The following is a 23309-nucleotide window of genomic DNA, read 5'->3' on the forward strand; positions in this document are numbered from 1 at the left end:
GCCCGACCAGGTACTAAATATCGGTCGGGATTCCAGTCCCGGCAAAATCCAATCAACGCCGGACCACAGATTAGTGGCGCGTTAGGAGATTATCATGAGCCAAAACGTCGACAACATTCAACCCAGCTATCCTTTATTCAGAACTGACGAATACAAAGAAAACCTGGCTAACAAACGTGCGCAATACGAAGAACGTCATCCACAGGACACAATTGATGAAGTGTTCCAATGGACGACTACCAAGGAATATCAAGAACTGAACTTCCAACGTGAAGCGATCACGGTTAACCCTGCTAAAGCTTGCCAACCTTTGGGCGCGGTACTGTGCGCACTGGGTTTTGAAAAAACCATGCCTTATGTACACGGGTCACAAGGCTGCGTGGCTTATTTCCGTACTTACTTCAACCGTCATTTCAAAGAGCCAATCTCTTGCGTATCTGACTCGATGACTGAAGACGCGGCGGTATTCGGCGGTCAGAAAAACATGTTTGCTGGTTTGGAAAACGCGAAAGCCCTGTACAAACCCACCATGATCGCGGTATCAACCACCTGTATGGCGGAAGTTATCGGCGACGACTTGAATGCGTTTATCAACAACGCTAAAAAAGAAGGCCACGTTGATCAAGACTACCCTGTGCCATTTGCGCATACACCTAGCTTCGTCGGTAGCCACACCACAGGTTGGGACAATATGTTCGAAGGCATTGCCCGCTACTTCACGCTGAACTACATGGAAGGCAAAGAAGTTGGCTCAAACGGCAAAATCAACTTGGTACCTGGCTTTGAAACCTATTTGGGCAACTTCCGCGTGATTCACCGGATGTTGAACGAAATGGGTGTTGACCACACGCTGTTGAGCGATCCAACCGAAGTACTGGACACACCAGCCGACGGTCATTTCAACATGTATGCCGGTGGCACTACCATCGACGAAGTCAAAGATGCACCTAACGCGATCACTACCGTGTTGCTGCAACCTTGGCAATTGGAGAAAACCAAAAAATTTGTCGAAACCACTTGGAAACACGACGCGCCTAAACTGAACATTCCAATGGGCTTGGAATGGACCGACCAGTTCTTGATGAAAATTTCCGAACTGACCGGCAAACCAATTCCAAAATCCTTGGAAGTGGAACGTGGCCGTTTCGTTGACATGATGACCGACTCCCACGCTTGGCTGCACGGCAAAAAATTTGCCTTGTACGGCGACGCCGACTTTGCTCTGGGTATGACCAAATTCCTGCTGGAAATGGGTGCTGAAGTGACCGATGTGTTGGTTAACCACGCCAACAAACGTTACAAAAAAGCGGTTGAAGAAGTGTTGAAAGCCTCGCCTTACGGCCAGGAAGCGACGGTACATATCGGCAAAGATTTGTGGCACTTCCGTTCATTGATGTTCACCAACAAACCGGACTTCATGATCGGCAACTCCTACGGCAAATTTATCCAACGTGACACCTTCTACAAAGGCGAAGAGTTCGAAGTACCGTTGATCCGTATCGGCTTCCCCATCTTCGATCGTCACCACTTGCACCGTATGACCACATTGGGCTACGAAGGCGGTATGTATCTGTTGACCACCATCGTTAACGCCTTGTTGGAGCAGTTGGACAAAGAAACCAAAGGTATGGGAACCACTGACTACAACTACGACTTGATTCGTTAATCGTAGGGTGGGCACCGATTCAGGCGCCCACCAGTCAATCATATCGTGTCGGGTTACAGCACAGGCGTAACCCGACCTACACTTGTCTGGAGAATCCCAATGCCTAGCGTCATGCTCAGGAAACGCGAAGACGGCAAATTGCTGTTCTACATCGCCAAAAAAGATCTTGAAGAAACCATCGAATCCTTGGAATTCGACAGCGCCGATAAATGGGGCGGTGAAGTCACTCTGGGTGACGGATCCAAATATTACTTTGATCCGCTGTCACCTCCGCCTAAAATCCCTACAACTTTGCAAGCTAAACGGTTATCGGAGGAATAAAGCCATGTCTCTGTATATTGTTGCCGAAGAATGCATTTCCTGCGGCGATTGCCTGCCGGTCTGCCCTACCGATTCCATCAAGGAAGGGGCAATTGTTTTTGAAATCAACAAAAAAACCTGCACGGAATGCAATGGCGATTACGACGAACCGCAATGCGTCAAGGTTTGCCCAATCGACAACTGCATTCTGCCTTTAGTGGCTTGACGCCATGAGCCAGTCTACCTTAACCCGGGAACTGGCACTGCGCATCGGGCTGGCGGCTCGCGCCCTGCCCGATACCCCTCCCAAACTGTTTATCTCCGTGCTGCGTGCCTGTATAGGCACAGCATTAAACGACAAAAACCTGGCCGAACTCGGCAAAGCCCAGTTCCAACAAGCCTTGAACAATTTCGGCATTGTCGCCGACGCCGACAGTATCCGTGAATCGTTGCGCATTCTGCAAAACAGCGAGGAGCCCGCGCCGATAGCCGATCCCTGCCAGACAATTGCATCCGCCAGCTCGATCCGAATTGCCATCGGCAGCGACGATCCGCAATTAATCAGCGGGCATTTTGGCTCGTGCCGGCAGTTTTTGATTTATCAGATTGCCGCGGACGACGCCCGGCTCGTCGATGTGCGCAGCATCGATAGCGACGCGCAACGGCAGCATGACGATAAGAATGTGTATCGCGCAGAACTGATCGCCGATTGCCGAGTGTTGTATATTGCTTCTATCGGCGGCCCGGCGGCGGCAAAACTTATCAAATACGGCATTCATCCGGTTAAAGCCGACCAGGGCGAAGCCATCACTCAAATAATCAAACAACTGCAAATCGTTTTAGCGCATGCCCCGCCACCGTGGCTGGCTAAATCGATGGGCATCCAGCCCGTGCAGCGCGTTTGTTTCGAACAGGAATCCTAGCGATGATTAGTCCAGAGCAACTGCAAACCATAGCCGAGAAAATTAACGGCCAAGCCTTGAATGAAACCGTCGTCAGTGGACTGCGCGGCGAGTATCCGGGCGTGCATTTCACCTATTGCATGGACGACGACCTGCCCAACAATGAACCGTTATTGGAAGGTGCGGGATTCAATCTGTACTTGGTCGATGGCCGCGAACATTGCTTACGCATTACCGATAATTACGAAAATGCCTCGGGCATTGTGATCGCCGAAGTTATTCCCGAATAAGACGATAATATGGCGGAACAAGACAGCCCTGTTACTCTGCCCGTCGCCGATTGCAGTCTCTGCCCGTTCCGGGGGAAAACCCTGCTGATGGGCCGGTGCATGCCCGGCGATACTTGCGTGTTCATCAATAGCGGCCGACAAATCGACCGTTTCTTTCGGGTCAATCCGGCCTACGCCACGCTTTATTTGCAAGACCCGTTCTGGGAACGCCGGGCCATCGCCGTGCGCTACGCACCGCTAAAAGCCTTGTCGGCGCTGATCACCGACGAAGACGAAGTGGTGCGCCGCGCCGTCGCGTTTCGCCTGCCGGCCCAGCAGCTACAAGCCTTGATCGACGACCCGGACCGCGAAGTACGCATGACGGTCGCGGACCGTATCGATCCGGAACACCTGGAGTTGTTGGCCGACGACCCCGACTATATCGTGCGCTTGATGGTCGCCAAACGCCTACCGCCGGGCCGCTTGTTTCGTTTCATCAAAGACGAAGACTTACAAGTACGCAAGCGCGTTGCCGAACGGCTGCCGGAAGTCAGCCTGGGGCTGATGGCTAACGACCGTTCGCCGGATGTTCGGCGCATCGTCGCAGAACGCATGGCGCCGGAAGACGCAGCCATGCTGTTAAACGACGAAGATTGGGTCGTGCGCTACACAGCGGCACTAAAGGTCGATCCCGCGCAACTCGCCGCTCTCGCCGAAGATCCGGAACCGGATGTCCGCGAACTGGTAAGGCAACGCTTACATTCAAACTCCACACCTGAAGCCGATCATGACTGAATCAAGACTCAATCTTGCCGGACAAGACATTACCGATTGCTGTAAAAAAATCATCCCCGGCCAAACCGACGATTTGCTGCTCAGCAAACTACAGGCGCTGATTCCCGACCACCCCATCCGCCTGGCTCTGACCGGTGATGAATGGTACCGGCTGGGCGGCGTGGTGGATATGGACGGCAAACGCATCGCCAACGATCTGATCGAATGGGTAGAACGCACCTATCTGGAATGCGGACAAAACCTGCAAACCCTGATCGATTACACGCTGGAACAAAAACTGATCGCCACCAAACAGACCGGCAAAACCCTGTATTTTGTGGTGCAGACCGGTACTAAAGCCGAAGACTTCACGCTGATCGAAATCGATAAAACCCATGAGGTCTCTGATCGAATGCTGGTCGACGAAAACAATCCACCCGACGACCTGGAAGAATTCATCGACCCGCTGCAACCCTTCTGCATCGAAAGTTTCGGCTTTGGGCATTCCAGATATACCTACCGGCGCAAGACCGATGTCAAGCTGTTCATGGAAGTCATCAACGAGCGACACCCCGGCGAACATCCGGTACAACGCTTCATGGAAGACTGGAACCGCAGCAGCGCCGGCCAGAAGCACAGCATGTCCGAAGACTGGATCATCCGCCCCTACCGGCACACCGGCCGCTTCGGCGAACAAATCGTCAACGTGGAAATCGTCAACACCCACAAAAACAACCTGCCGCATCTGGAAGACTTTGCCGGCAAGAAAGGCAGTGCGTTAAGTAATGTATTGAATCGCTTTGACCGGCAAGCCGGTTATCCGTTTGCCTGGTTTTTTTATATGGTCAAAGGCAAGCTGGTGTCTACTCACAGCGCCGACGCAGTCTACAAGGATATTTCCGGAGATTTTGCTTATTTGCCGGAGCGGGATGAGGCGGTGCTTAGGGATTGGATTTCTACGCCTTATAACGTTTGATTTTTTTGTGTCGCTAACGCGACGGCTTAATTTAATGTCGGTTCTCGGACCGACAGCTGAGATACTTTCTTTTGTGTGGCCAAAAGAAAGTATCCAAAGAAAAAGCCACCCGGATGCCGCTTAGCTCACTCGGCACATCCCTGTGCCTCGCCCTTCGGGTGCGGTGCATGCAAATCGGCTATCCTGCCGATTTGTCCTGCGCTCCTCGCTTTTGAACGGGATAGCCGAAAGGGGCTTCCTGCCCCTTCGGCAACGTGCGGCATCCCTGCCGCACCCCTTCGGGCTATTCCGTCCAAAAGCTCCGGTGCTCGGCGCGGCATACGGGAGTAAAGCCCTCTCGGGATCAGAATATCAATTTATGCTCTACTCGGGAGCCACGAGTTTTTACAAAGGAATACGTTTGCGATCCCTTAGCCTACTTCCAATCCGGAAAGAACGGATCAACTTAGCAACTTCGTCCATTTCGGTAGTGTTCTCAATTTTTTCAGCAAACCCCATTCGCCGAACGACAGCAGACAAGGAAAAGGTCCAATACAAACTCATCAGCGGATTTATAAATAATTCGCTACCGCTGGTTCGAGATGTCACTTGATGATCCCCAAATTCACCTTTTATCGCGCTAGCAACCGAATTTGTAACAATAGAGTGCCTAACGCGCATATTTTGATTGAGGTAATCAACCAATTCCAAGAATCCTCTGCCCTCATACATATCCTTGGTTAAAGAAAAAGCTCCCAAATAGCCATCGTCCTTGATTAGTGTCGCAATATTTTCAAGACAGGCGTGGTGATTAACATCGTGGAAATGATCTATTCCAAAACCTACCATCGCCATTAAGCTTTGTTTTACGGCTACGCCGCTGGCAGCAATCATAGAACATGCATCTTCAACAACCGTGCCTATCCCCGGCTCATCCCCAAAAATCAGACTATCGGTGCCACCATCAACCAATACCAGCGTATCGATTTGATGACGCTCGACTATTTCGGCGTAAGCACTTCTCAACGGTAAGACGCCAATTTCATTTGAGAACGCATACATTGCCGACTCTTCTCCCCGAGACGACAACCACTCCAAAATGTACCTCTCTGGAAAATACGGCAAGTCGGCAGATTGTTTATTGACAAGAAAAGCGCCAGGGCAAATTTCTTCGCAGTTTGTTAAGCCAAGCTCTGTAAAAGAGAGATTAGCCATCGTGACTTGCTTACCAAGGCGACGCAAATATAGGTAAATGGGGACACCACTGACAATATCGAATCCGCCTCCAACCCCAGCAATTAAAAAGCGTTGTCCATTTACCAACGCATCGAAAAATGGAATGTTCACGTAAAACCTTTGGTTTAGTGATGTAGGACCGTCCGATTAAGGCCGTAAGTTGCAATGGGTAGGGCGTCAATAGGCGTAGCCGTATTGCGCCGTATGTTGGCTTTAAATCATTCGGCGCATTACGCTGTCGCTAATGCGCCCTACAAAACTTCATACAAAATAAACTGTCGAGTTCGGCGCGGGGTTTCTCCCGTATGCCGCGCCGAGCACCGGAGCTTTTATCGAGAATTGCCCGAAGGGGTGCGGCAGGGAGAGCCTGCCCCGCTTTTTCGGGCATGCCGCACGTCGGCAGAGGGGCTGGGAAGCCCCTTCTGCCGACCCTCGATAAAAGCTTCGGCGCGCAGGACAAATCGGCAGGATAGCCGATTTGCATGCACCGCACCCGAAGGGCAAGGCACAGGGATGTGCCGAGTGAGCTAAGCGGCATCCGGGCCGCCTTTTCTTTGGATACTTTCTTTTGGCGGAGCAAAAGAAAGTGTCTCGGCTGTCGGGCCGAGACCCGACATTAAATTAAGCCGTCGCATTAGCGACACAATAAACAAACCTCAATCACTAGCCGTCTTAAACCGAGCCGCCGCCCCCAGCAATCCGGTAACAAAAAACGCCGTCCCCACCAAGGTAAAACGCAAATTCAGCTTCTCAATCGCCAAATCGTCCGTCGCATATAGCATGAAAATCACCGCAATCCCGCCCCAGGCCAGAAAACCCAACACTGCGGAAAGGATGGTTTTGCTCAGGGCTTCAGCTTCGCTGGCCGGCGCGTCCATCCGGTACGCGACGAAACCGCAAATCAGCGCCGGCATAATCCCCCAGCGGGCGTGGTCGAGGAAACTATCCAGGAAATTAAAATCATCCCGGCGATAAAAGGTTAACTCCAGGATAAAGGTCGAGATGGTGGTACTGACCAGAAAGCAGACGAACATGATCGCCATATAAAAGCCGTAATTATGCTCTGCTGGTTCCTGTTGATGGCGGAATGCGATGCTCCGCAAAGCAAAAACCAGCGTAATGGGCACCACGTAAATGGCGATTGAATAGGCTATCCAGCGCAGGGTGGTATAGCTAAAGTGCGGTAACGGTTTGTCCGGAAACAGAAACACGTTGTGCAACGCCACCGACACTTCCCGCCCCAAAATCACGCCAAACGCCGTCGCCGCGGCGAATATCAGCAGGTATTTATAAGTGTGCTTCAAGCGCGCTTCGTGCACATTGCCGCCGAGTTTTCTGACCGTCTCCCACATGTCGTTTTCGCTGGGGCTGCCGAATACCACCGCCGCCGCCAGCAATCGGCACAGCAGTCCGGTCAGTCGGTCCAAATCCTTCAGCAAATTGACGGTCTTGGTGTAATGCGGTTCGGCTTCCTTCCAAATATTCACTTTTTCCGACATTGCATTATAAGAAATGCAAATCTCGCCCCATTTCAGCGAGGGTTCGCTAAACAGGCGCCGATACGAAGATTGATCGGCATAGTGCTGGATTTGGTCGAACAGCAGGCTGTTATGCGCCCATTTGTATTCGACCGTGGCACCGGATTTATCGAAATCGCCGGCGTCGATGCTTTGCACCAACAGCCGATCAGCGATTTGGGCTTTTATCTTGTCGTCCGCCGCCGACAGCCGGGATTTGATCAGCGCGTTATACACTTCGACGGCTTTGGTCGGAATGGCAAAGGCGTCGTGAATGCTGTCCCGTAAAATCAACAACGGATTAAATGGGCTTTCCCAACCGACGAAAAACAGCATGATGCCGGCAGCAATTAGCGGGAACAGTTTGTTACCATCCAGACCGTAGAGCAGATTCACCAGCTCACCGGCGCGTAAATGACTAACGATCAGCGTTACCAACGGCTCCAGCGGCAGCCACTGCCAGGTCAGCAATAAAAACAATCCTGCCATCAACGAGCAGTAAAGGACAATCCCGCTCCAGTATGTACTGCGCCGGATAAAGTACTGCGGCAAGGTCGGTTCCGCTCCGAGCTGGATCCGGCGCTTTTGAAACGAGCGGTAAGCCAAAAACCCGGCGGCCAGAGTGCCGAGCAACAGAATCAGAAAATTGATCAGAAATTCGATGGTCATTGTTCCAACGTGATTATGCAAAGTTTGGGAAAGCGGCCATGCCGGCTGACGGCCATTCTAAAGCAAAGCCTCGCGTTTTAGCGAAGGCAATTGGTCGAACCGGTTGGAATCTGTAGCAACAGGGTTGCCCTGCACCGCAGGTGTATGAACGGGATTGGCGTGTCAGGCAGACAAGGCCAGCGAATCTTCCAGCGCGATTTCCAGCTCGGCCAACATAATCTCCGACAGGCCGAGCCGACCGGCTTCCTCGCTGCTGGAGATCACCAGATCGGGCTGCGGCCGCGGCGCAATACCCAGTTTGTAGGCGACCATGTCGGCTACGCGCACCAACAGTTCCACTGTGCCGGTATGTTCGGTGGCTGGCTGATGATGATTGGCGGCAACCGTACGATAGGTTTCCGGTAAATTCCATTCTTGCAGCAACCATGCGCCTTTGCTCTCGTGCTGGCGGATGATCAGTTCTCGCTGCAAATCGGCAGGTAAATTTAGATTTAGGTCCTTGGCCGCCAGATCTTCCAAGCAGCGCAGCAGCAATAGCTCGCCAATGTCGTGAAACAGGCCGGCCATGAAGGCTTCTTCCGCTATCGTCTGGAACGACAAACGCTTGGCCAGCCATTCGGCGCCCAAGGCCACCGCAACGCTATGCTGCCAAAGTTTGACCATGTATTGCTGAGTGGCGGCATCTTTTGCCGCAAACAAGCCTTTCTGCGTAACCAAAGTGGCAATCTGGACGATGCGCGGCAAACCCAAGCGGACCAGAGCATCCTTGACGGTGTTGATTGATCCCAAGCCGGCATAGAATGACGAGTTGGCAACGCGCAAAATTTGGCTGGCTAAACTGGCGTCCATCGCCAATTGTTTGGCAATCGCGTCCAGCGAGCGATTTTCGTCTTGCAAGGCCAAACGCAGCTCGGTTACCGCCCGCGGAAATACCGGTAAGGCACTGGCTCCCGAGGTAATGGCCTCGTCTATCAATTCGGAAAGCGATTTTTCACTCATAAGATTGGGTTGTATTATTGGCTCATCGACTGCCCAACAAGCGGCGCAGTTCGTATAAAGGGCGGGGTTTTCCAAAACGCGGCAGATTGCGGATCACTTCCTGTAACGAGGTAGCACCGGCGGCGGCTTTCACCAACCCATCCTCAAGCAGGGTAACCAAGCCCGCCGTCTCCAAGCTCACCCGCCGGATTTCGTAGGAGGTTTTGCGCTGCAATATCGCATCTTTGACCAATTCGTTCATCGACAATAGCTCGAACACGCATACCCGGCCGGAGTATCCGGTAAAACGGCACTTTTCGCAGCCCTTGCCCAACAAAAATTGAGCGCCGGCAATGTCATCCGGCGTCACATTCAGCCGGCGCAGCAAAGCCGGATCGGGCTTGAACGGTTCGGCACAATGCCGGCACACTCGGCGCAACAGGCGCTGGGCGACTACCGAAACCACGGTCGAAGAAATCAAAAAGGCCTCGATTTCCATGTTCAGCAGCCGCAGCAGGCCGCCGATGCTGTCCTCGGTGTGAAATGTGGTCAACACTTTGTGGCCGGTCAGGGCCGCCTGGATCGCGGTATCCGCGGAAAACTTGTCGCGAATTTCGCCGAGCACGATGATGTCCGGGTCCTGGCGCACGATGTGGCGCAGGGTTTCTTCGTAAGTCAGATTGATCTTCGGATTGATCGAACATTGCGCGACGCCGTCAATCACGTATTCGACCGGGTCTTCGGCGGTAACGATGCTGACTTCCGGAGCGTTCAGGTAATCCACTGCGCTATACAGCGTCGTGGTTTTACCCGAACCGGTCGGTCCGGTGATAATCACAACGCCGGTCGGCACGTCCAGCGAATCTTGAACAAAGCGTTCCAGCATCAAGGGCGCCATGCCCACTTCGTGTATGTCCAGCAATTCTGTCTTGCGGTTCAATAGCCGCAACACGATTTTTTCGCCGTTGATGGTACTGAAAAACGAAGCGCGCATATCGATCACGCGATTGCTGCTGGCCTGTTCGAACATGACCCGACCGTCTTGATGCCGGCGCTTTTCGGCAATATCGGCGCCGGCCATCACTTTAATCCTACTAATCAAGGCCTGGGCAATTTCGACCGGGAAGTCCCGGTAGTGCACCATTACGCCGTCGATCCGTTGCCGCACCCGGACCTTATGCTCCAGCGGTTCGATGTGTATATCGCTGGCTCCCTGGCGTATCGCGTCTTCAAAGATTCGGTTGGCAACCGCGACGGCCGACTGCTCGCCGACGGCTACTTTTTCGGCGCCGGTATTACGCTCGTAATTGAGCAGAAAACGCATGATCTGCGAATACCGCCCCACCGCCGGAATGATCTCGGCGCCCAAGACGTGCCGAGCCATCTCGATGGCGTTTTGATCCAGCGGGTCGCCGAAAGCCACCAATACGCCGTCCATTTGTTTTTCGATAGGCAAAAAACAATGCTTGTTGGCGGACTTTAACATCGGCTTGGTCATCAGTGTCTGATCGATCACGGCAGTACTTAAATCGATAACCGAAATGCCCATCAGATCCGCCAAAACCTCGAGCATTTTCATTTCTGATATCAGATTGCGTTCCACCAGAATTTCGCCCAGGCGTTTGCGCCCTGCTTTTTGCCGTTGCTCGGCCAGCGCCAAATCCAGGTCGGTGTTGGTGATGTACCCGAACTCCACCAGGAACAGGCCTAACTTGACTTTGACCGGGTGGTTACGAAACAACTCGACCAGTTGGTTGTGGGTGACATAACCCAGATCGCAAAGCACCAATAAAATCGGCTTTGGCGACTCCAGTTTGCCTTGCACCCGCAAAGCGTATTTCAGTTTTTCGGCGTCGATCAGGCCCTGATCAACCAATAGGCCCAAGAAGTTTTCTGTGAAGCTTTTGCCGGAATCACCAGCGTTGCTGTTGCTTATGTTCATTGCCGCGTAATCGTCGTTGTCCAGCGGAGCGAAAAGAAAGGGGGCATGCTATCAACAGGTGTTGGAGGATGGATCATAGTCTATACAGCGCTAGCTAAACGAATTTTAAGCCGCGACTACAGTCGCCAGGCCTTACGCCACCCTGCGCGCCACCTACCAGCAGACTAACAACAACCACGAGGGGGTCTTCGAACGAAGACGAGAAACCGAGACAAGCAAAATCAAGAGATCTCCCGCCTGCGCCGTCTGATACTTTCGTCCTTGAACCGAAGGTTCAAGTGGAAACCAAATCCAGTCAATCAGGCTTCCTGAATAAACAGGCATGCGCACCATGAATGGCAAAAAGTTTCCGGGGTAAAAACAGGTTCAGGAAACACCCAGTACTGCTCGAACGCCGCAGGAGATTGGACTGATAGTCTACCGGATGATTTACGAATTTTCCAAAACGTTTTCTATTTTGCTGCGCAAATCGGCTAAGCGTTGACCAATATCCAAACTGCCGTTGGCTTCGTTCTTGTTGGATGCCGTCAAGTCGTGAGCCAAGTTCAATGCAGCCAGCACGGCGATGCGGTCGGTGCTGCTGACTTTGCCGGTGTCACGGATTTTGCGCATCTGCCTGTCAAGTTCCCGGGCAGAGTTGATCAACCCCTCTTTTTCATCGGCGGCACAGGCGATTTTATATTCCTTATCCAGGATATTCAGCGAAACGGGCTGGACGGCTTTACTCACGAATCATGCTCCATGGCTTTCAAGCGGGCAATCATCGCTTCCACCCGGGTTTTGGCCAACGTGGTTTTTTCCAGCAGCTTGGCTTTTTCCTTAACCAAGGCATCCTGTTTAACTTTCAAGGACTTATTCTCGCTTTTGACTTGATTGAATTGGGCAATGAGCGTATCCAGTTTCGCTTCCAATGCTTCCAGTTCGGTTGACGGATCTTTTTCTGTTTGAGACATAGCAAGAGTATGGGCCGATATGACGTTATAATCATCGTAGATGGTTAAGAATGTTAGCATAAGCCATGTTATTAAACAGCTTTATATAGGAAACGCAGCCCAGATGACCTACCGTTCGGTTGAAGAAATTTTAGAGCAACATGACGCCGACATCGGCGCTGCCGAGGCGCACGGTATCGCCACCGGCATGCTCTGCGTAGAAATCCGCGCCGATGCGGAAAACTGGCTACGGGAACTCATTGACGACGAGCAACAGTTGATCGACGAAGACAAAGCGCTGCTGCATGGCGTGTTCGAAAGAACCCGAGTATTGCTGGAAAATCAAAACGACGATTTCGCCTTCGATTTGCTGATGCCGGACGACGACGATCCGCTGGACGAGCAAGTTGAAGCCTTGCGCTGTTGGTGCCAGGGCTTTTTGTTCGGCGTGGGTTATGCGCAAACCGGCGCCGACTGGCCGGGCGATACCGCTGAAGTGATGCGCGACATGATAGAGCTCACCAAAATCGACACAGACGTCGGCGATGAAGACGACGAAAATGCCTTGGTCGAATTGCGCGAATATGTGCGCGCCGCCGTGTTTACCGTGCGCGATCAATTTGCCGAACTCGGCCCATCGCAAACGCATTAATCTAAGTAGATCGACCATGAAACAAAGCGAATTCAAAAAACGCCGCGCCAGCCTGATGAAGCAAATCGGCAAGGGCAATATCGCCATCATTGCCAGTGCCCCGCAGCGTACCCGCAACCGCGACGTGCACTACCCGTTCCGCCAGGATAGCGACTTTTATTACCTGACCGGCTTTAACGAAGCCGAATCGATGGCCGTGTTCATCCCCGGCCGTGAGCAAGGCGAATATATTCTGTTCTGCCGCGAATTCGACGAGAAAAAAGCGCAATGGGAAGGCGCCCACGCCGGCCTGGAAGGCGCCACCAAACATTACGAAGCCGACGATTCGTTTCCGATTGACGATCTGGACGACATCCTGCCCGGCATGCTGGAAAACAAAAGCAAAGTGTTTTACCCGATGGGCAAAGACAGCGACCTGGACCACAAACTGCTGGAGTGGATCAACCACATCCGCAAACAATCCCGTTCCGGCGTCACTGCACCAGGCGAACTGGTGTCGCTGGAACATATTGTCCACGAAATGCGCTTGTTCAAAAGCGCGGAAGAACTAAAACTGATGCGCCGCGCCGGTGAAGTATCCGCCAAAGCCCATATTCGCGCCATGCAAGCCTGCAAACCCGGTTTGTACGAATACCAAATCGAAGCCGAGCTGATCCACGAATTTATTCAGGACGGCCTGCGCGCGGTGGCTTATCCGTCCATAGTCGCCGGAGGCAAAAACGCCTGCACGCTGCATTACGTGGAAAACAAGGACAAGCTCAACAAAGGCGATTTGCTGCTGATCGACGCCGGCGTGGAATGCGACCATTACGCCGCAGACATCACCCGCACCTTTCCGGTGTCGGGCAAATTTAGCGAACCGCAAAGGTTGTTATACCAATTGGTGCTGGATGCCCAAGCGGCGGCGTTGGCCGAAATCAAACCCGGCAATCCCTGGAACAAAGCCCATGACGCCTCGGTGGAAACCCTGACCAAAGGCCTGATCGAACTGGGCTTGTTAAAAGGCAAACCCAAAAAACTGATCAAAGACGAAAAATACAAACAGTTTTACATGCATCGCATCGGCCATTGGCTGGGCATGGACGTGCACGACGTCGGCGATTACAAGATCAAGGACGAATGGCGCTTGCTGGAACCGGGCATGGTGTTAACCGTGGAACCGGGCCTGTATGTGCCGGCCGACTGCGAAACGGTGGATAAACAATGGCGCGGCATCGGCATTCGCATCGAAGACGATGTGTTGGTGACGAAAGACGGTCATGAGATACTGACTGGCGGCGTGCCAAAGTCGATAGCAGCCATCGAAGCGTTAATGCAATCGAGCTAGCTTGACGGAGAAATTCGATATGCCAACCATCAGCATGTTTTATGGCATCGTCATTTGTATGTATTTCTTCGACGATGAGCGCCATAAACTTCCGCATATCCAAGCCAAATATCAAGACTACAATGCCTCGTTCTCCATAGCCGACGGCGCATTACTTAGCGACGACCTGCCGGTTGCCAAATTCAGGCTGGTGCAGGCCTGGATTGAAATTCATCGGGAATCTTTGTTAGCCGATTGGAACTTGGCGATCAATGGCGAAAAACTCTTCCCTATCGATCCTTTACGCTAAAGGAAGGTCATTATGGAATCTGTGATTCAAGTGCAACCTAAAGACAACTATAAACTGGAACTTTGGTTCGATAACGGCGAGCACCGCTTGTTCGACATGTCCCCTTATCTGAATAAAGGCGTTTTCATTAAACTTAAAGACCGCTCACTATTCGATCAAGCCTATGTCGGACTGGGTACCGTGTGTTGGCCGGGTGAGCTAGATGTCGCGCCGGAAACGCTTTATGATCGATCCGTAGCACTGGGCTAAAGCAGATGCAACACGACTTCGACCTGATCATCGTTGGCGCCGGCCTGGCCGGTAACTGTCTGGCCCTGGCGCTGAAAAATAGCGGCTTGAAGATAGCCTTGGTCGAAGCCAATAGCCGCGAACAATTGCGCCACTCGCCGGCCGGCGACCGCGCGCTGGCCTTAGCTGCCGGCACTGTGGAACTGCTCAACGACTTGGGCGCCTGGCGCGGCGTGGCCGACAAAGCCACCGCCATCAAACACATCCATGTCTCGGACCGCGGCCACTTCGGCAAAACCCGGCTAGCCGCTGAAGATCAGGGCGTGGAAGCTTTAGGTTATGTGATCGTCGCCCGCGACATCGAACAACACATGGCCGATCTGGTCGAAAAAACCGACACGGTTTGCCTGTATCAAACCCGAGTGGCCGGACTGATGTCCGGCCGCGATGCGGTCAACGTCAGCCTGAAACAGCACGACGGCAGTTCCTTGAATGTCAGCGCGCAATTGCTGGTCGGCGCCGACGGCGGCAATTCCACCGTGCGCAAGCTGCTGGAAATTCCGCAGCAAGTCACCGACTACGGCCAAACCGCTTTAGTCACCACCGTACAATCGGCGCTGCCGCATCGCAATATCGCCTTCGAACGCTTTACCGAATTCGGTCCGCTGGCCCTGCTGCCGGTCGCCGGTAAACAATCGGCGGTGGTATGGACCCGCACGCACGAGCAAGCCGAAACCCTGATTAACGTCAGTGATCGCGAATTTCTCGCCGAGTTGCAAAACTGCTTCGGCTATCGCTTGGGAGAGTTAAAGTTGGCCGCGCCGCGCCGGGCCTTTCCTTTAAGTCTGATCCGCGCGGAAAGCATGGTTTCCGGCCGCACCGTCATCATCGGCAACGCCGTGCATCAACTGCATCCGGTCGCCGGCCAAGGTTTTAATTTAGGGATACGCGATGTGGCCTTGCTGGCGGAAATGCTGATAGACCAACACGAACGCGATGGCGATTTGGGCGATGCCCGCCTGCTGAAAAACTACAGCCGGCAACGCCAACAAGATCACGGCAAAACCATCGGTTTTACCAATAGCGTGGTGAAACTGTTCTCCAACGACAACCTACCGCTGGCCGCCGTCCGCAACGCCGGATTGACCATGCTGGACCACCTGCCGTTTGCGAAAAAACTACTGACGCGGCATGCAATGGGCTTGGCGGATAGACTACCAAAAATCGGCGAACGCAAATAAACCCAAACCGCGCTACCTCACGCAAAAAAACTTAGCCAAATCGCCGCCACAAGACTAGCTAAAGTCAAAGCAGCGGCGATAACTCGGGCAACAGGCCTGGGACGTGTAGCCGTCCATACCAACAGCGTCGAATACGCCACGGCCGGCAGCAAAAAGCTCAGCAAAATCATCATTAACGCCCGCCCCGGCACACACGCTTCGTTGCAGATTAATGTCCACTGCTTCCACAAGCCGACTCCCAAAGCGACCGAGAGAATGGCACCCGCCAGGTGCAATAGCCGTCTGAAACTGATTTGAACCTCCCGGAACAAAATTTGGCGCTTAATACCGACATGGAATGCGGCTTTCGCGTTTCGTGCGAATTGTAGCCGTAGGTCATATTGCCGCGGAAGCGGTTATGTGACATTCAATACTCGCTTCGGTATACGTCAAGGAACGCTAACGCGCACCCTGACCTACGAGGCCCCATTTAACCCGGAGCCGCGTTTTCGCGGTGATCGGCTCGAACGGCTCGAACGGCTCGTTGGGCCGGTCTACCGATGATAAATTTGGATACTGTTGTGATTAGACTTTGCTGCAAGTCTGACCAACTATCTGGATCCGCAGACATATGGTGAAAATAGTAGGAGAACTCGCCATCTGTGAACAAATGCGTGCATTGAAACTCGCTTCCCTCAAAGCAATGCACGAGCGTGTCCACTCTTCCGTCCGGGCCTAGACGGTAGTACTGAATTCGCGGCGAGTGCGATGATCGAGACAAGATCCGCTCTTTGATTAACCCCTTGTGTTGTCCGAGGTCTTCGATTTGGTTCACCCTCGAAGCCTTGTCGAGCCAGCCATCCAACTTGCTGTCGAAGCCAATGGTTATACCAACATAGTTGCACAGCGCCTCCCCGCATTGATATGACTTTTGCGGGGCAAACGTTGGCGAAAGCGCCGCGATAGCGATGTGCTCAGGAGATGTGAAACTAACCAGTGGCGCATACTCGCTTGGAATCGAAAACTGATACCCACGAAATCGAAAATTCGATCCTGCCACTCCCGGCGCTCCATACAGGCCCACTTTGCGCAGAAAGTGTCTAGCTGGCTCACAGTAAATCGGCGGCTCGCCGAAAGCGCCTTCTATAAATTGGTTCTCCATATACGACCAATGATAAAGAACGGGCTGATCTGGGTTGCCGATAACCAGCACGGCGTGGTTTATAGTTCCGTTGCTTCTCATGTAGAGACCGGCCAGTTCGATCAAGCCTCTGATACTTTTGTACTCTGAGCCCCCAGTAGCGATCTGAATGCAGTAAGGAAATGTTGATGCTGCCTCCTCGGCGCTCGATTTCGCCGATTGCATCACATAAAGGGAATAAGCGGCTAGTGCAGTAGCTGCCGCGGCGATGATGATCAAGACGTTTCTGACCATCACTCTAGAGTCCAACCTTCGAGCTAAGCGGCCCGCGGGGGCAGGGCTTAGGTATCACCGCAAGTCCCCGGGTACGAGCGAGTAGACCAAGGCATTGTGCGGCTTGCCTTGAAAGTAGAGCCGGTTCCTCGCTTCGCATTCCAGTTTGGCACCGAGCGACTCAGCCACCCGTTGGCTTGCTTTGTTGTGAGTAAGCACGACAATTTCAAGGCGGGTCAGGCCCAGTTGACTGAATCCAAGTTGTGCCGATGGTGGGCTGCGAACCTAGCGACTCCCTGACCAGTATGCCGCGAGCTCACCCAGTACCCGATATTGCCAATCCGGTAGGCTCGGTTGATGTGGTTGACGCCTGTCCCGCCAATCACTGCGCCTGAGACAGCATCGAAGATGCCCAAAGGATACTCGGCATCTGCTGCCCAGAGTTGCATGGTGGTCTTGATCCAGTTTTCCGCATCCAGCGGTGTATAGTCCTTAGAGCACCATGGCATCCAGTAAACGAGTTCATCAATAGACTCGCGGACGGCTGAATAGAAGGCCCCGGCATCTGAGAGCTCGAGCCTGCGAACAATGTATTTGGGAGCGTCGGACATTGTGATGCTTAACAAGTAATTCAAAGTTCCGTATATCACCCAAACACGTGCTTAGCAATAAGTCAGAATGAAGTGCAACGAAAACTGGATTATTTCCAAAGAGCGCTTGGATTACGCTCCGCTTCATCCAGGCTACTTTGACTAACTCCTACGCCGCCTCAACACCACCCAAACCCCACCAACCATCGGCCAAACCATCCCCGGTAACGGCACGGCGGCCACTGTGTTGATATTAAGCGGCGCTGCGTTTGCCGATAAGGCGTTACCCCCGGCATCCGCCAGACCGTTAATCAGTAAATCAAGCTGACTGCTACCGCTACTCAGCACATTGAAACGGATGATCGCCAAAGTAAAGCTATCAGCTTGCAGGACTTGTAAATCCGCCGCGTCGTCCAAGGACGACTCGAATAAGTTCAGCACTCCCGGCCCCAGCACATCGGCGGCGGTACTGTTGCCACCCAAGTCAAACACATCCAATTCGTCACCCAACACCGGATCGCCGAAAACTACACCGGCAAAGGCCAAACGTGTTGGGTCAAACTGAATATTAAAGTCATACGTTGCTAACGCAGCGCCGCCCAAACCGGAAATGTTCAAACCGATTTCAATGGCTTCGACGGTTTGGCTACGGGGCGTGAAATGTAAATCAATAGCCGCATCGGCCACACCGCTGGCGGCGAATAATGCTGTACCGACCAGGCCGGCTTTTAGTTGTTTCATCATCGTTGTTAGTCCTATATTCGGCACCCTGGATTCCCGCGTGCGCGGGAATGACGGAGTAATTTCGGTGCGTGCGTCAGATTGGAGAAATCTGACTACCAGCCGCTTGAATCAAGCTCGTTTAAATCGCACAGCGTGAGCGCGTACACAGCAAAGTCAGCTTGCGCACATCCAACACATTGATCACACCGTTTTTATCCAGATCACGGGGATCGTCCACGCCGGTAGCCGGTTGGTTGCGCGCCGCAATGACCAGGTTCAAATCCAGTTGATCGACATCGCGGTCGCCGTCCAGATCGCCTCTTACGCTGATGCTTTCACAGCTATCGGGTAAATGATTGAAGTTGGTATCGCCGCTGACCCGGTTTTGAATATCCAGCACGTCCGATTTGCCATTGTTATTGCAATCCGGAAACACGTTCAGGTAATACACATCTTGCTCGCCGTGGTAGGTGGCGGTGTAAGCAATGTGCGCGCCGTTGGCGTCGGAGACTATCTGGGTGTAATCGCCCATTTTGTCGCCTTGCCGTTCTTCGCCGTTCACGATGTTATACGGCAGATGCGTATTGAACACCGGCGTGACCGCCTGATTTTTGCTCCAGGTTACGCCGCCGTCCCAGGAGTAGGCGTAGTAAAGCTGGGAATAGCGATACGGCGCGCTGCCGCCGCCGTTGCGGGTGTCGTACCACACCGCATCTATACGGGAATTGGCCGCGACACTCAGCATCGGAAACCATTGATAAGCCGTGGCGCCGGGTGGATCGTCATTCACGCGCACCGGTGCCGACCAAGTGGCGCCGCCGTCGCTGCTGCGCACGAAATGTATATCCTGCGGATCGTCGCCCGCTTGCCAAGCGTAGGGCGTGACGTGTGCCAGCAAATAAATATTGCCGCGCAACGGCCCGGCCGATTGATCGGCAGCGATTTGCACATCACCGTCGCCGCCCAACGGATTGGGTAACTGCAAACTCGGCGACAGGAACATCATGCTGTGGCCGCCCATATCGACTTTTTGCGCGCTAAAGCTGGGCGAGGTATTAGGATCTTTGGCATCAACCGATTTCAGGAAATAGTGCCCACTACGCACTATGCCTAAGGCACTGACGGACAAAATCGTTTCATCGACGCCAAATAAATAAACCTCGCCTTCCGGGCCGATGGCCAGCCGGCCGAAACCGAAGTTTGCCACCGGCAACGCCGCATCCGGCTCCTGGTAACTCAAACCACCATCCGTGGAACGGCTGAAATATTTTGGTACATAGTTAGGGTCGGGGTTACTGTCGGCCGGCCGCCGCCAGGTGCTGTAAATATGCCCGTCGCTGGGACCCCCGGTTTTATCGATGGCCAGCCAGTTCTTGTCGCCTTTAAACTGATACACCGGCTCCGACCAGGTCACGCCGCCGTCGCTGGATTTAAACACCGACGTGCTATCCGATATTGCCAGGGACTGGTAATAAAAATTCCCCTGACCATCAACCTCCAACACAGGATCGGTGCGGGTTTGCAGCGGTAAAGCCGGCAATATGCCGGCACCCCAACTGACGCCGCCGTCAAAGCTATAGGCATAGCCGCCGTGTTTGACGGCAGTAGGCGGCGAGTCGAACCTACGCCAGCCCACAACGATATTCGCGGGATTCAGCGGATTCAAGGCCAGCGTCGGTTCGTTGCCTTTGTCGCCGATGATGTTTTGGCCGCCGGCATCGACATTGACCTGATGACTACGATACTGTCCAAAGCTTATTACCGGGGAAGGTCCTGCCTGCGCGGCTGTCGTCAATGTCAAACCGATGCCTAAGCCTGCCGCGATTTTTACCAGCCTAACGTTACGAAAAAAGGGTGTACGCCATTCGCCTGGGGCAGTTAGCGACCGAGTCAATCCTGCAACTTCATCCCGTTTCATCACACGATCTCTCTTTTAGAACGACCATTCATAACCAATCCCGCCAAGCCACTGGCAAACAGCCATACCGCTGTCGGCAAAGGCACCGCCGCCGGCGTTTCTCCCGACACCACGGTGGTTTGGAAGCTGAAAGTACCAATGCGCGTATCGCGCAAGCGGGCGTCGCGAGCGCCCAGATGATCGAAGCCCCACCCTAACCCAAGATTGCCGTTGAGGCTTAACGTATTCCCGACTATTGCGGTGGTGACATCAAACAACTCAAAACCGCCCGCATCGAAACCGATGTGATTGGTAATCACCCAACCGGAACGCCCCGGCGTTGCCGCTTCAAGAGCCGGATCGTATTCCAAGGTCATATCGCCCAACAACACTCTATTGGTCGGCGGATCGACGTCCACTCTAAAACGCATGACACCGCCTAACCCGATGCTACCGCTGGCAGTGCCGAACAAATTGCCGGGTTCGAACGCGAAAGTGGTATTTCTGTTCTGCCGCCCGCCCTGATTGACTATCGGACTCACCCCGTTGACACTGAATTGCAACCCGGTTGCCGGAATTTCATCGGCCACCGTATCGTACAAATCCGGCGTATTGCCGTCCCGCAGCTCAACAAAGGTTTTTGATGCCGCCGAAGCGTCGTAAAACTCTTCCAGATAAATAGAAGGCCGGCAGCAAATCGGAAAGTCCGCGGTGGGCGTGTCCGGATAATCGTTCACATCAAGGCTGGCGATTAGCACATCGCGGTTTAGGTTAAGGACCAGCGCACCGCCGCTGACTGTGGCGGCTTGGGCTTGGCTAATCGACAATACACCGAAAACGGCTAATAGCCAGGTGGATGATCGATGATTATTGATTTTCATAATGTCACACTCCTTGAAAGATATGGCCTACGGCCTATGCCGATAAAGCCCAAAAAGCCGCTAGCGAATAACCAGACCGCAGCGGGTAGCGGCACCGCCGATACCTGTCCGCAACCGGCATAGGCACCCGTGCCCAAACAGAAACTGCCGACATCAACCAGTTGCGCGCCTTGCAACATGCCGGCGTTTTCCGGCGACATCAGTAAATCGCCACTCAACTGCCAGTTTCCGGGGTTGCTAAAGTTCAGGCTTAGATTGCTTAGGTCGTACACCGCCATCGTGAAATAAATGTTATTGGCTAGGTACCAACCGGTGCGGCCCAAAGTTTGCCGGTTGGCATCGTAAAGCAGCGAAAAATCGCCGTTGACCAAGCCGGCTCCAGTCGGCGGCCAGTTCGGCGCATAAAAACCCTGCACGCCGGTCATGCCGACTTGCGCCCCGGCCACACCGGCCAGTGTGCCGGTATCGATGGCAAACTCGGCTGACGTGGCTTTGACGTAACGCTGGCTGGCTTGCGGACTAGGATCGCTACCGATAGCCGTCAACTCGAACACCTGATTGAGCCCGGAAATCTCGGTGCTGTTGAGCTGGCTAAGCAAATGGTCGCCGGTGTTGGCCGGATTATCAGCATTGGACGTTGCCGTACTCCAAAACGTCGACAAGTAATAACCCCCGGCGTAAGGCGCCAGCGCATTGCGGTCCAGGTTCATCGTAAACGTACCGCCGGATGGCGCATTCAATGTCGCGGCGTCGGCGCATGGATATACCGTCCCCATGCCGATAGCCAGTATGGCCAAAACGGGATAGCTGCGGTTTCTATTGATCTTCATAAAGTCCCTATCAGCGGATGGTCAGAATAAGCCCTCTCCCTGCCTAAATACACAAGCGGCCGTAGTCGACGGCATGCGGGCACGAAGAGGGATTTATTGCCGAAAGTCCGGGCCCGAAGCGAATCTTGGCGACCGCCCCAAGCCCACTTTGTGAGTTAAGCTGCGACCAAGGCTTTTCTGCGACGTGCACCCAGCAAGCCCAGCAGCCCGCTGCCGAACATCCAGACCGCCGCCGGTACCGGTACCGCCGATGGCGCCGTGCTGGGCGCCAGGCTAAAAGTACCGACCACGGCATTGGTATTGGCGCCAACCAAACCGGCCCACAAACCGGTCCATTGCAAGTCGCCGCTCAGTAGTAATTCGCCATTGCTGCTTAGCGACTCGGAGACGTTGGTCAGCTTCAAGAAATTTTGGTAGCCAAAACCGGTATCGTAAGTTTTGATATTCCAGGTGCTCCCGGTTTTTACCAGGCTAAAGTCGTAGGGCGTCAAAATGCCGCTGCCGCCTTGGCTGGTCAATAACCAGGCGCCGCTCAGACCGATTTGACCGACCGAGGTATTGCCGGCGTCCATCGTCGTGGCTTGTTCGGTACGGCCATAGGGACCGGCAGCCGGATAGCTGTTGGTCGTGGTGTTGGCGTTAACCGCAAACGACATCGCTGTGTTGGCGGTTGCCGATAGCGTCGTTCCGCCGGTGGTTGCGCCGGTGATACCCAGCAAATTGTCGCTGGCACCCCAATGTTTCGCGACAATCCAGCCATTCGGATAGCCACTGCCGACATTCACCGATGCCGCCGCAAAAGCGGCATTGTTGATGGTAATGGTGGCATCGCCGCTGACTTGTGCAGCGCTGGCTGTAGCAGGCGCCAAAACGGCGGTCAATGCGCTGAAGGCGAGCAGGCCGGCGCTTACCCATTGAGTGCGGTTGTAGTGCAAGATTGTCATTTTTTATTCCTTAATAAATTACGGTTAAAGTTAATCTGCAAATCGCCAACCCGAATTTCGGGTCTTAAACTGGCAGGTAACCCGGCTGTCTTAATCTCCAAGACCCGTGGCTTTCCGGCTCCGTCTCGCGGCGGATGTGGCATGTTTGTCGCGGTCCTTACGACATCACTCTAA

25 protein-coding genes, 1 other RNA gene and 1 riboswitch are annotated in these 23309 nt (G+C 53.6%); of the genes, 12 read left to right on the forward strand and 14 right to left on the reverse strand.

The window, feature by feature from the left end; all coding sequences use genetic code 11:
* Nucleotides 1–94 precede the first annotated feature (94 nt).
* The 7 genes from nifK to ACMXD4_RS19105 all read left to right on the forward strand — a co-directional run bounded on the left by nifK (nt 95) and on the right by ACMXD4_RS19105 (nt 4887).
* The gene (gene nifK / locus ACMXD4_RS19075; protein ID WP_415879089.1) at nt 95–1666 is read left to right on the forward strand and encodes a nitrogenase molybdenum-iron protein subunit beta; all 1572 of its coding nucleotides are present in this window, start codon (nt 95–97) and stop codon (nt 1664–1666) included.
* Between the two features lie 99 nt (nt 1667–1765).
* On the forward strand, nt 1766–1987 hold the full coding sequence (gene nifT / locus ACMXD4_RS19080; protein ID WP_033159063.1) for a putative nitrogen fixation protein NifT: 222 nt from the start codon (nt 1766–1768) through the stop codon (nt 1985–1987).
* Between the two features lie 4 nt (nt 1988–1991).
* Complete coding sequence (locus tag ACMXD4_RS19085) at nt 1992–2192, forward strand: 4Fe-4S binding protein (RefSeq protein WP_020483289.1); 201 nt, start codon at nt 1992–1994, stop codon at nt 2190–2192.
* Nucleotides 2193–2196: 4 nt separating this feature from the next.
* A complete protein-coding gene (gene nifX / locus ACMXD4_RS19090; RefSeq protein WP_415879090.1) occupies nt 2197–2889 on the forward strand; it encodes a nitrogen fixation protein NifX in 693 nt (230 codons plus the stop codon).
* A 2-nt stretch (nt 2890–2891) separates the two neighbouring features.
* Entirely contained in the window at nt 2892–3158 is a 267-nt protein-coding gene (locus ACMXD4_RS19095) for a DUF6129 family protein (protein WP_026603355.1), read from the forward strand.
* 9 nt (nt 3159–3167) lie between these two features.
* A complete protein-coding gene (locus tag ACMXD4_RS19100) occupies nt 3168–3932 on the forward strand; it encodes a 4Fe4S-binding leucine-rich repeat protein (protein ID WP_415879091.1) in 765 nt (254 codons plus the stop codon).
* Entirely contained in the window at nt 3925–4887 is a 963-nt protein-coding gene (locus tag ACMXD4_RS19105; protein WP_033159066.1) for a hypothetical protein, read from the forward strand. The genes ACMXD4_RS19100 and ACMXD4_RS19105 overlap by 8 nt, the downstream gene beginning before the upstream one ends.
* Before the next feature lie 384 nt (nt 4888–5271).
* On the opposite strand, the gene ACMXD4_RS19110 is transcribed toward ACMXD4_RS19105, so the two are convergent.
* The 7 genes from ACMXD4_RS19110 to ACMXD4_RS19140 all read right to left on the reverse strand — a co-directional run bounded on the left by ACMXD4_RS19110 (nt 5272) and on the right by ACMXD4_RS19140 (nt 12161).
* The gene (locus ACMXD4_RS19110; protein WP_415879092.1) at nt 5272–6213 is read right to left on the reverse strand and encodes a DUF1152 domain-containing protein; all 942 of its coding nucleotides are present in this window, start codon (nt 6211–6213) and stop codon (nt 5272–5274) included.
* A gap of 545 nt (nt 6214–6758) precedes the next feature.
* On the reverse strand, nt 6759–8288 hold the full coding sequence (locus ACMXD4_RS19115; protein WP_415879093.1) for a hypothetical protein: 1530 nt from the start codon (nt 8286–8288) through the stop codon (nt 6759–6761).
* Nucleotides 8289–8450: 162 nt separating this feature from the next.
* Entirely contained in the window at nt 8451–9287 is an 837-nt protein-coding gene (locus tag ACMXD4_RS19120) for an HDOD domain-containing protein (protein ID WP_033159069.1), read from the reverse strand.
* 22 nt (nt 9288–9309) lie between these two features.
* A complete protein-coding gene (locus ACMXD4_RS19125) occupies nt 9310–11208 on the reverse strand; it encodes a GspE/PulE family protein (RefSeq protein ID WP_033159070.1) in 1899 nt (632 codons plus the stop codon).
* A gap of 226 nt (nt 11209–11434) precedes the next feature.
* Nucleotides 11435–11614: non-coding RNA, 6S RNA (gene ssrS / locus ACMXD4_RS19130), on the reverse strand.
* Between the two features lie 23 nt (nt 11615–11637).
* Nucleotides 11638–11937 carry a cell division protein ZapA gene (locus ACMXD4_RS19135; RefSeq protein ID WP_101054117.1) on the reverse strand — a complete coding sequence of 100 codons (300 nt, stop codon included), beginning with the start codon at nt 11935–11937 and terminating at the stop codon, nt 11638–11640.
* Nucleotides 11934–12161 carry a TIGR02449 family protein gene (locus ACMXD4_RS19140; protein ID WP_033159102.1) on the reverse strand — a complete coding sequence of 76 codons (228 nt, stop codon included), beginning with the start codon at nt 12159–12161 and terminating at the stop codon, nt 11934–11936. The genes ACMXD4_RS19135 and ACMXD4_RS19140 overlap by 4 nt, the downstream gene beginning before the upstream one ends.
* Before the next feature lie 103 nt (nt 12162–12264).
* Between ACMXD4_RS19140 and ACMXD4_RS19145 the strand changes: the two genes are divergently transcribed.
* From ACMXD4_RS19145 to ubiH, 5 genes are read left to right on the forward strand one after another with little or no spacing between them, the layout of a single operon-like run.
* Nucleotides 12265–12792, forward strand: coding sequence for a UPF0149 family protein (locus ACMXD4_RS19145; protein ID WP_101054119.1), 528 nt, complete (start codon nt 12265–12267; stop codon nt 12790–12792).
* A gap of 16 nt (nt 12793–12808) precedes the next feature.
* A complete protein-coding gene (gene pepP, locus ACMXD4_RS19150) occupies nt 12809–14119 on the forward strand; it encodes a Xaa-Pro aminopeptidase (protein ID WP_415879094.1) in 1311 nt (436 codons plus the stop codon).
* 19 nt (nt 14120–14138) lie between these two features.
* A complete protein-coding gene (locus ACMXD4_RS19155) occupies nt 14139–14408 on the forward strand; it encodes a DUF4160 domain-containing protein (RefSeq protein WP_415879095.1) in 270 nt (89 codons plus the stop codon).
* 12 nt (nt 14409–14420) lie between these two features.
* Nucleotides 14421–14657: a DUF2442 domain-containing protein gene (locus ACMXD4_RS19160; protein ID WP_415879096.1), complete on the forward strand. Its 237-nt coding sequence runs from the start codon at nt 14421–14423 to the stop codon at nt 14655–14657.
* A gap of 5 nt (nt 14658–14662) precedes the next feature.
* Nucleotides 14663–15877: a 2-octaprenyl-6-methoxyphenyl hydroxylase gene (gene ubiH / locus ACMXD4_RS19165; protein WP_415879097.1), complete on the forward strand. Its 1215-nt coding sequence runs from the start codon at nt 14663–14665 to the stop codon at nt 15875–15877.
* 469 nt (nt 15878–16346) lie between these two features.
* On the opposite strand, the gene ACMXD4_RS19170 is transcribed toward ubiH, so the two are convergent.
* The 7 genes from ACMXD4_RS19170 to ACMXD4_RS19200 all read right to left on the reverse strand — a co-directional run bounded on the left by ACMXD4_RS19170 (nt 16347) and on the right by ACMXD4_RS19200 (nt 23135).
* A complete protein-coding gene (locus ACMXD4_RS19170; protein ID WP_415879098.1) occupies nt 16347–17276 on the reverse strand; it encodes a hypothetical protein in 930 nt (309 codons plus the stop codon).
* Nucleotides 17277–17506: 230 nt separating this feature from the next.
* Nucleotides 17507–17881 (reverse strand): GNAT family N-acetyltransferase, encoded by a 375-nt coding sequence (locus ACMXD4_RS19175; protein ID WP_415879099.1) that lies wholly within the window; start codon nt 17879–17881, stop codon nt 17507–17509.
* A gap of 141 nt (nt 17882–18022) precedes the next feature.
* Nucleotides 18023–18604, reverse strand: a complete 582-nt coding sequence (locus ACMXD4_RS19180) for a cohesin domain-containing protein (RefSeq protein ID WP_415879100.1) — start codon at nt 18602–18604, stop codon at nt 18023–18025.
* 118 nt (nt 18605–18722) lie between these two features.
* Nucleotides 18723–20501 (reverse strand): hypothetical protein, encoded by a 1779-nt coding sequence (locus ACMXD4_RS19185; RefSeq protein WP_415879101.1) that lies wholly within the window; start codon nt 20499–20501, stop codon nt 18723–18725.
* Nucleotides 20501–21361, reverse strand: a complete 861-nt coding sequence (locus ACMXD4_RS19190) for a hypothetical protein (protein ID WP_415879102.1) — start codon at nt 21359–21361, stop codon at nt 20501–20503. Before ACMXD4_RS19190 ends, ACMXD4_RS19185 begins: the two co-directional genes overlap by 1 nt.
* Nucleotides 21358–22191 (reverse strand): hypothetical protein, encoded by an 834-nt coding sequence (locus tag ACMXD4_RS19195; protein WP_415879103.1) that lies wholly within the window; start codon nt 22189–22191, stop codon nt 21358–21360. Before ACMXD4_RS19195 ends, ACMXD4_RS19190 begins: the two co-directional genes overlap by 4 nt.
* A 155-nt stretch (nt 22192–22346) precedes the next feature.
* Nucleotides 22347–23135 carry a PEP-CTERM sorting domain-containing protein gene (locus tag ACMXD4_RS19200; RefSeq protein ID WP_033159081.1) on the reverse strand — a complete coding sequence of 263 codons (789 nt, stop codon included), beginning with the start codon at nt 23133–23135 and terminating at the stop codon, nt 22347–22349.
* Between the two features lie 72 nt (nt 23136–23207).
* Nucleotides 23208–23286, reverse strand: a riboswitch (cyclic di-GMP riboswitch).
* Nucleotides 23287–23309 lie beyond the last annotated feature (23 nt).

It is taken from the genome of Methylomonas sp. TEB (genome assembly GCF_047777895.1).
In the GTDB taxonomy this organism is placed as follows: Bacteria; Pseudomonadota; Gammaproteobacteria; order Methylococcales; family Methylomonadaceae; genus Methylomonas.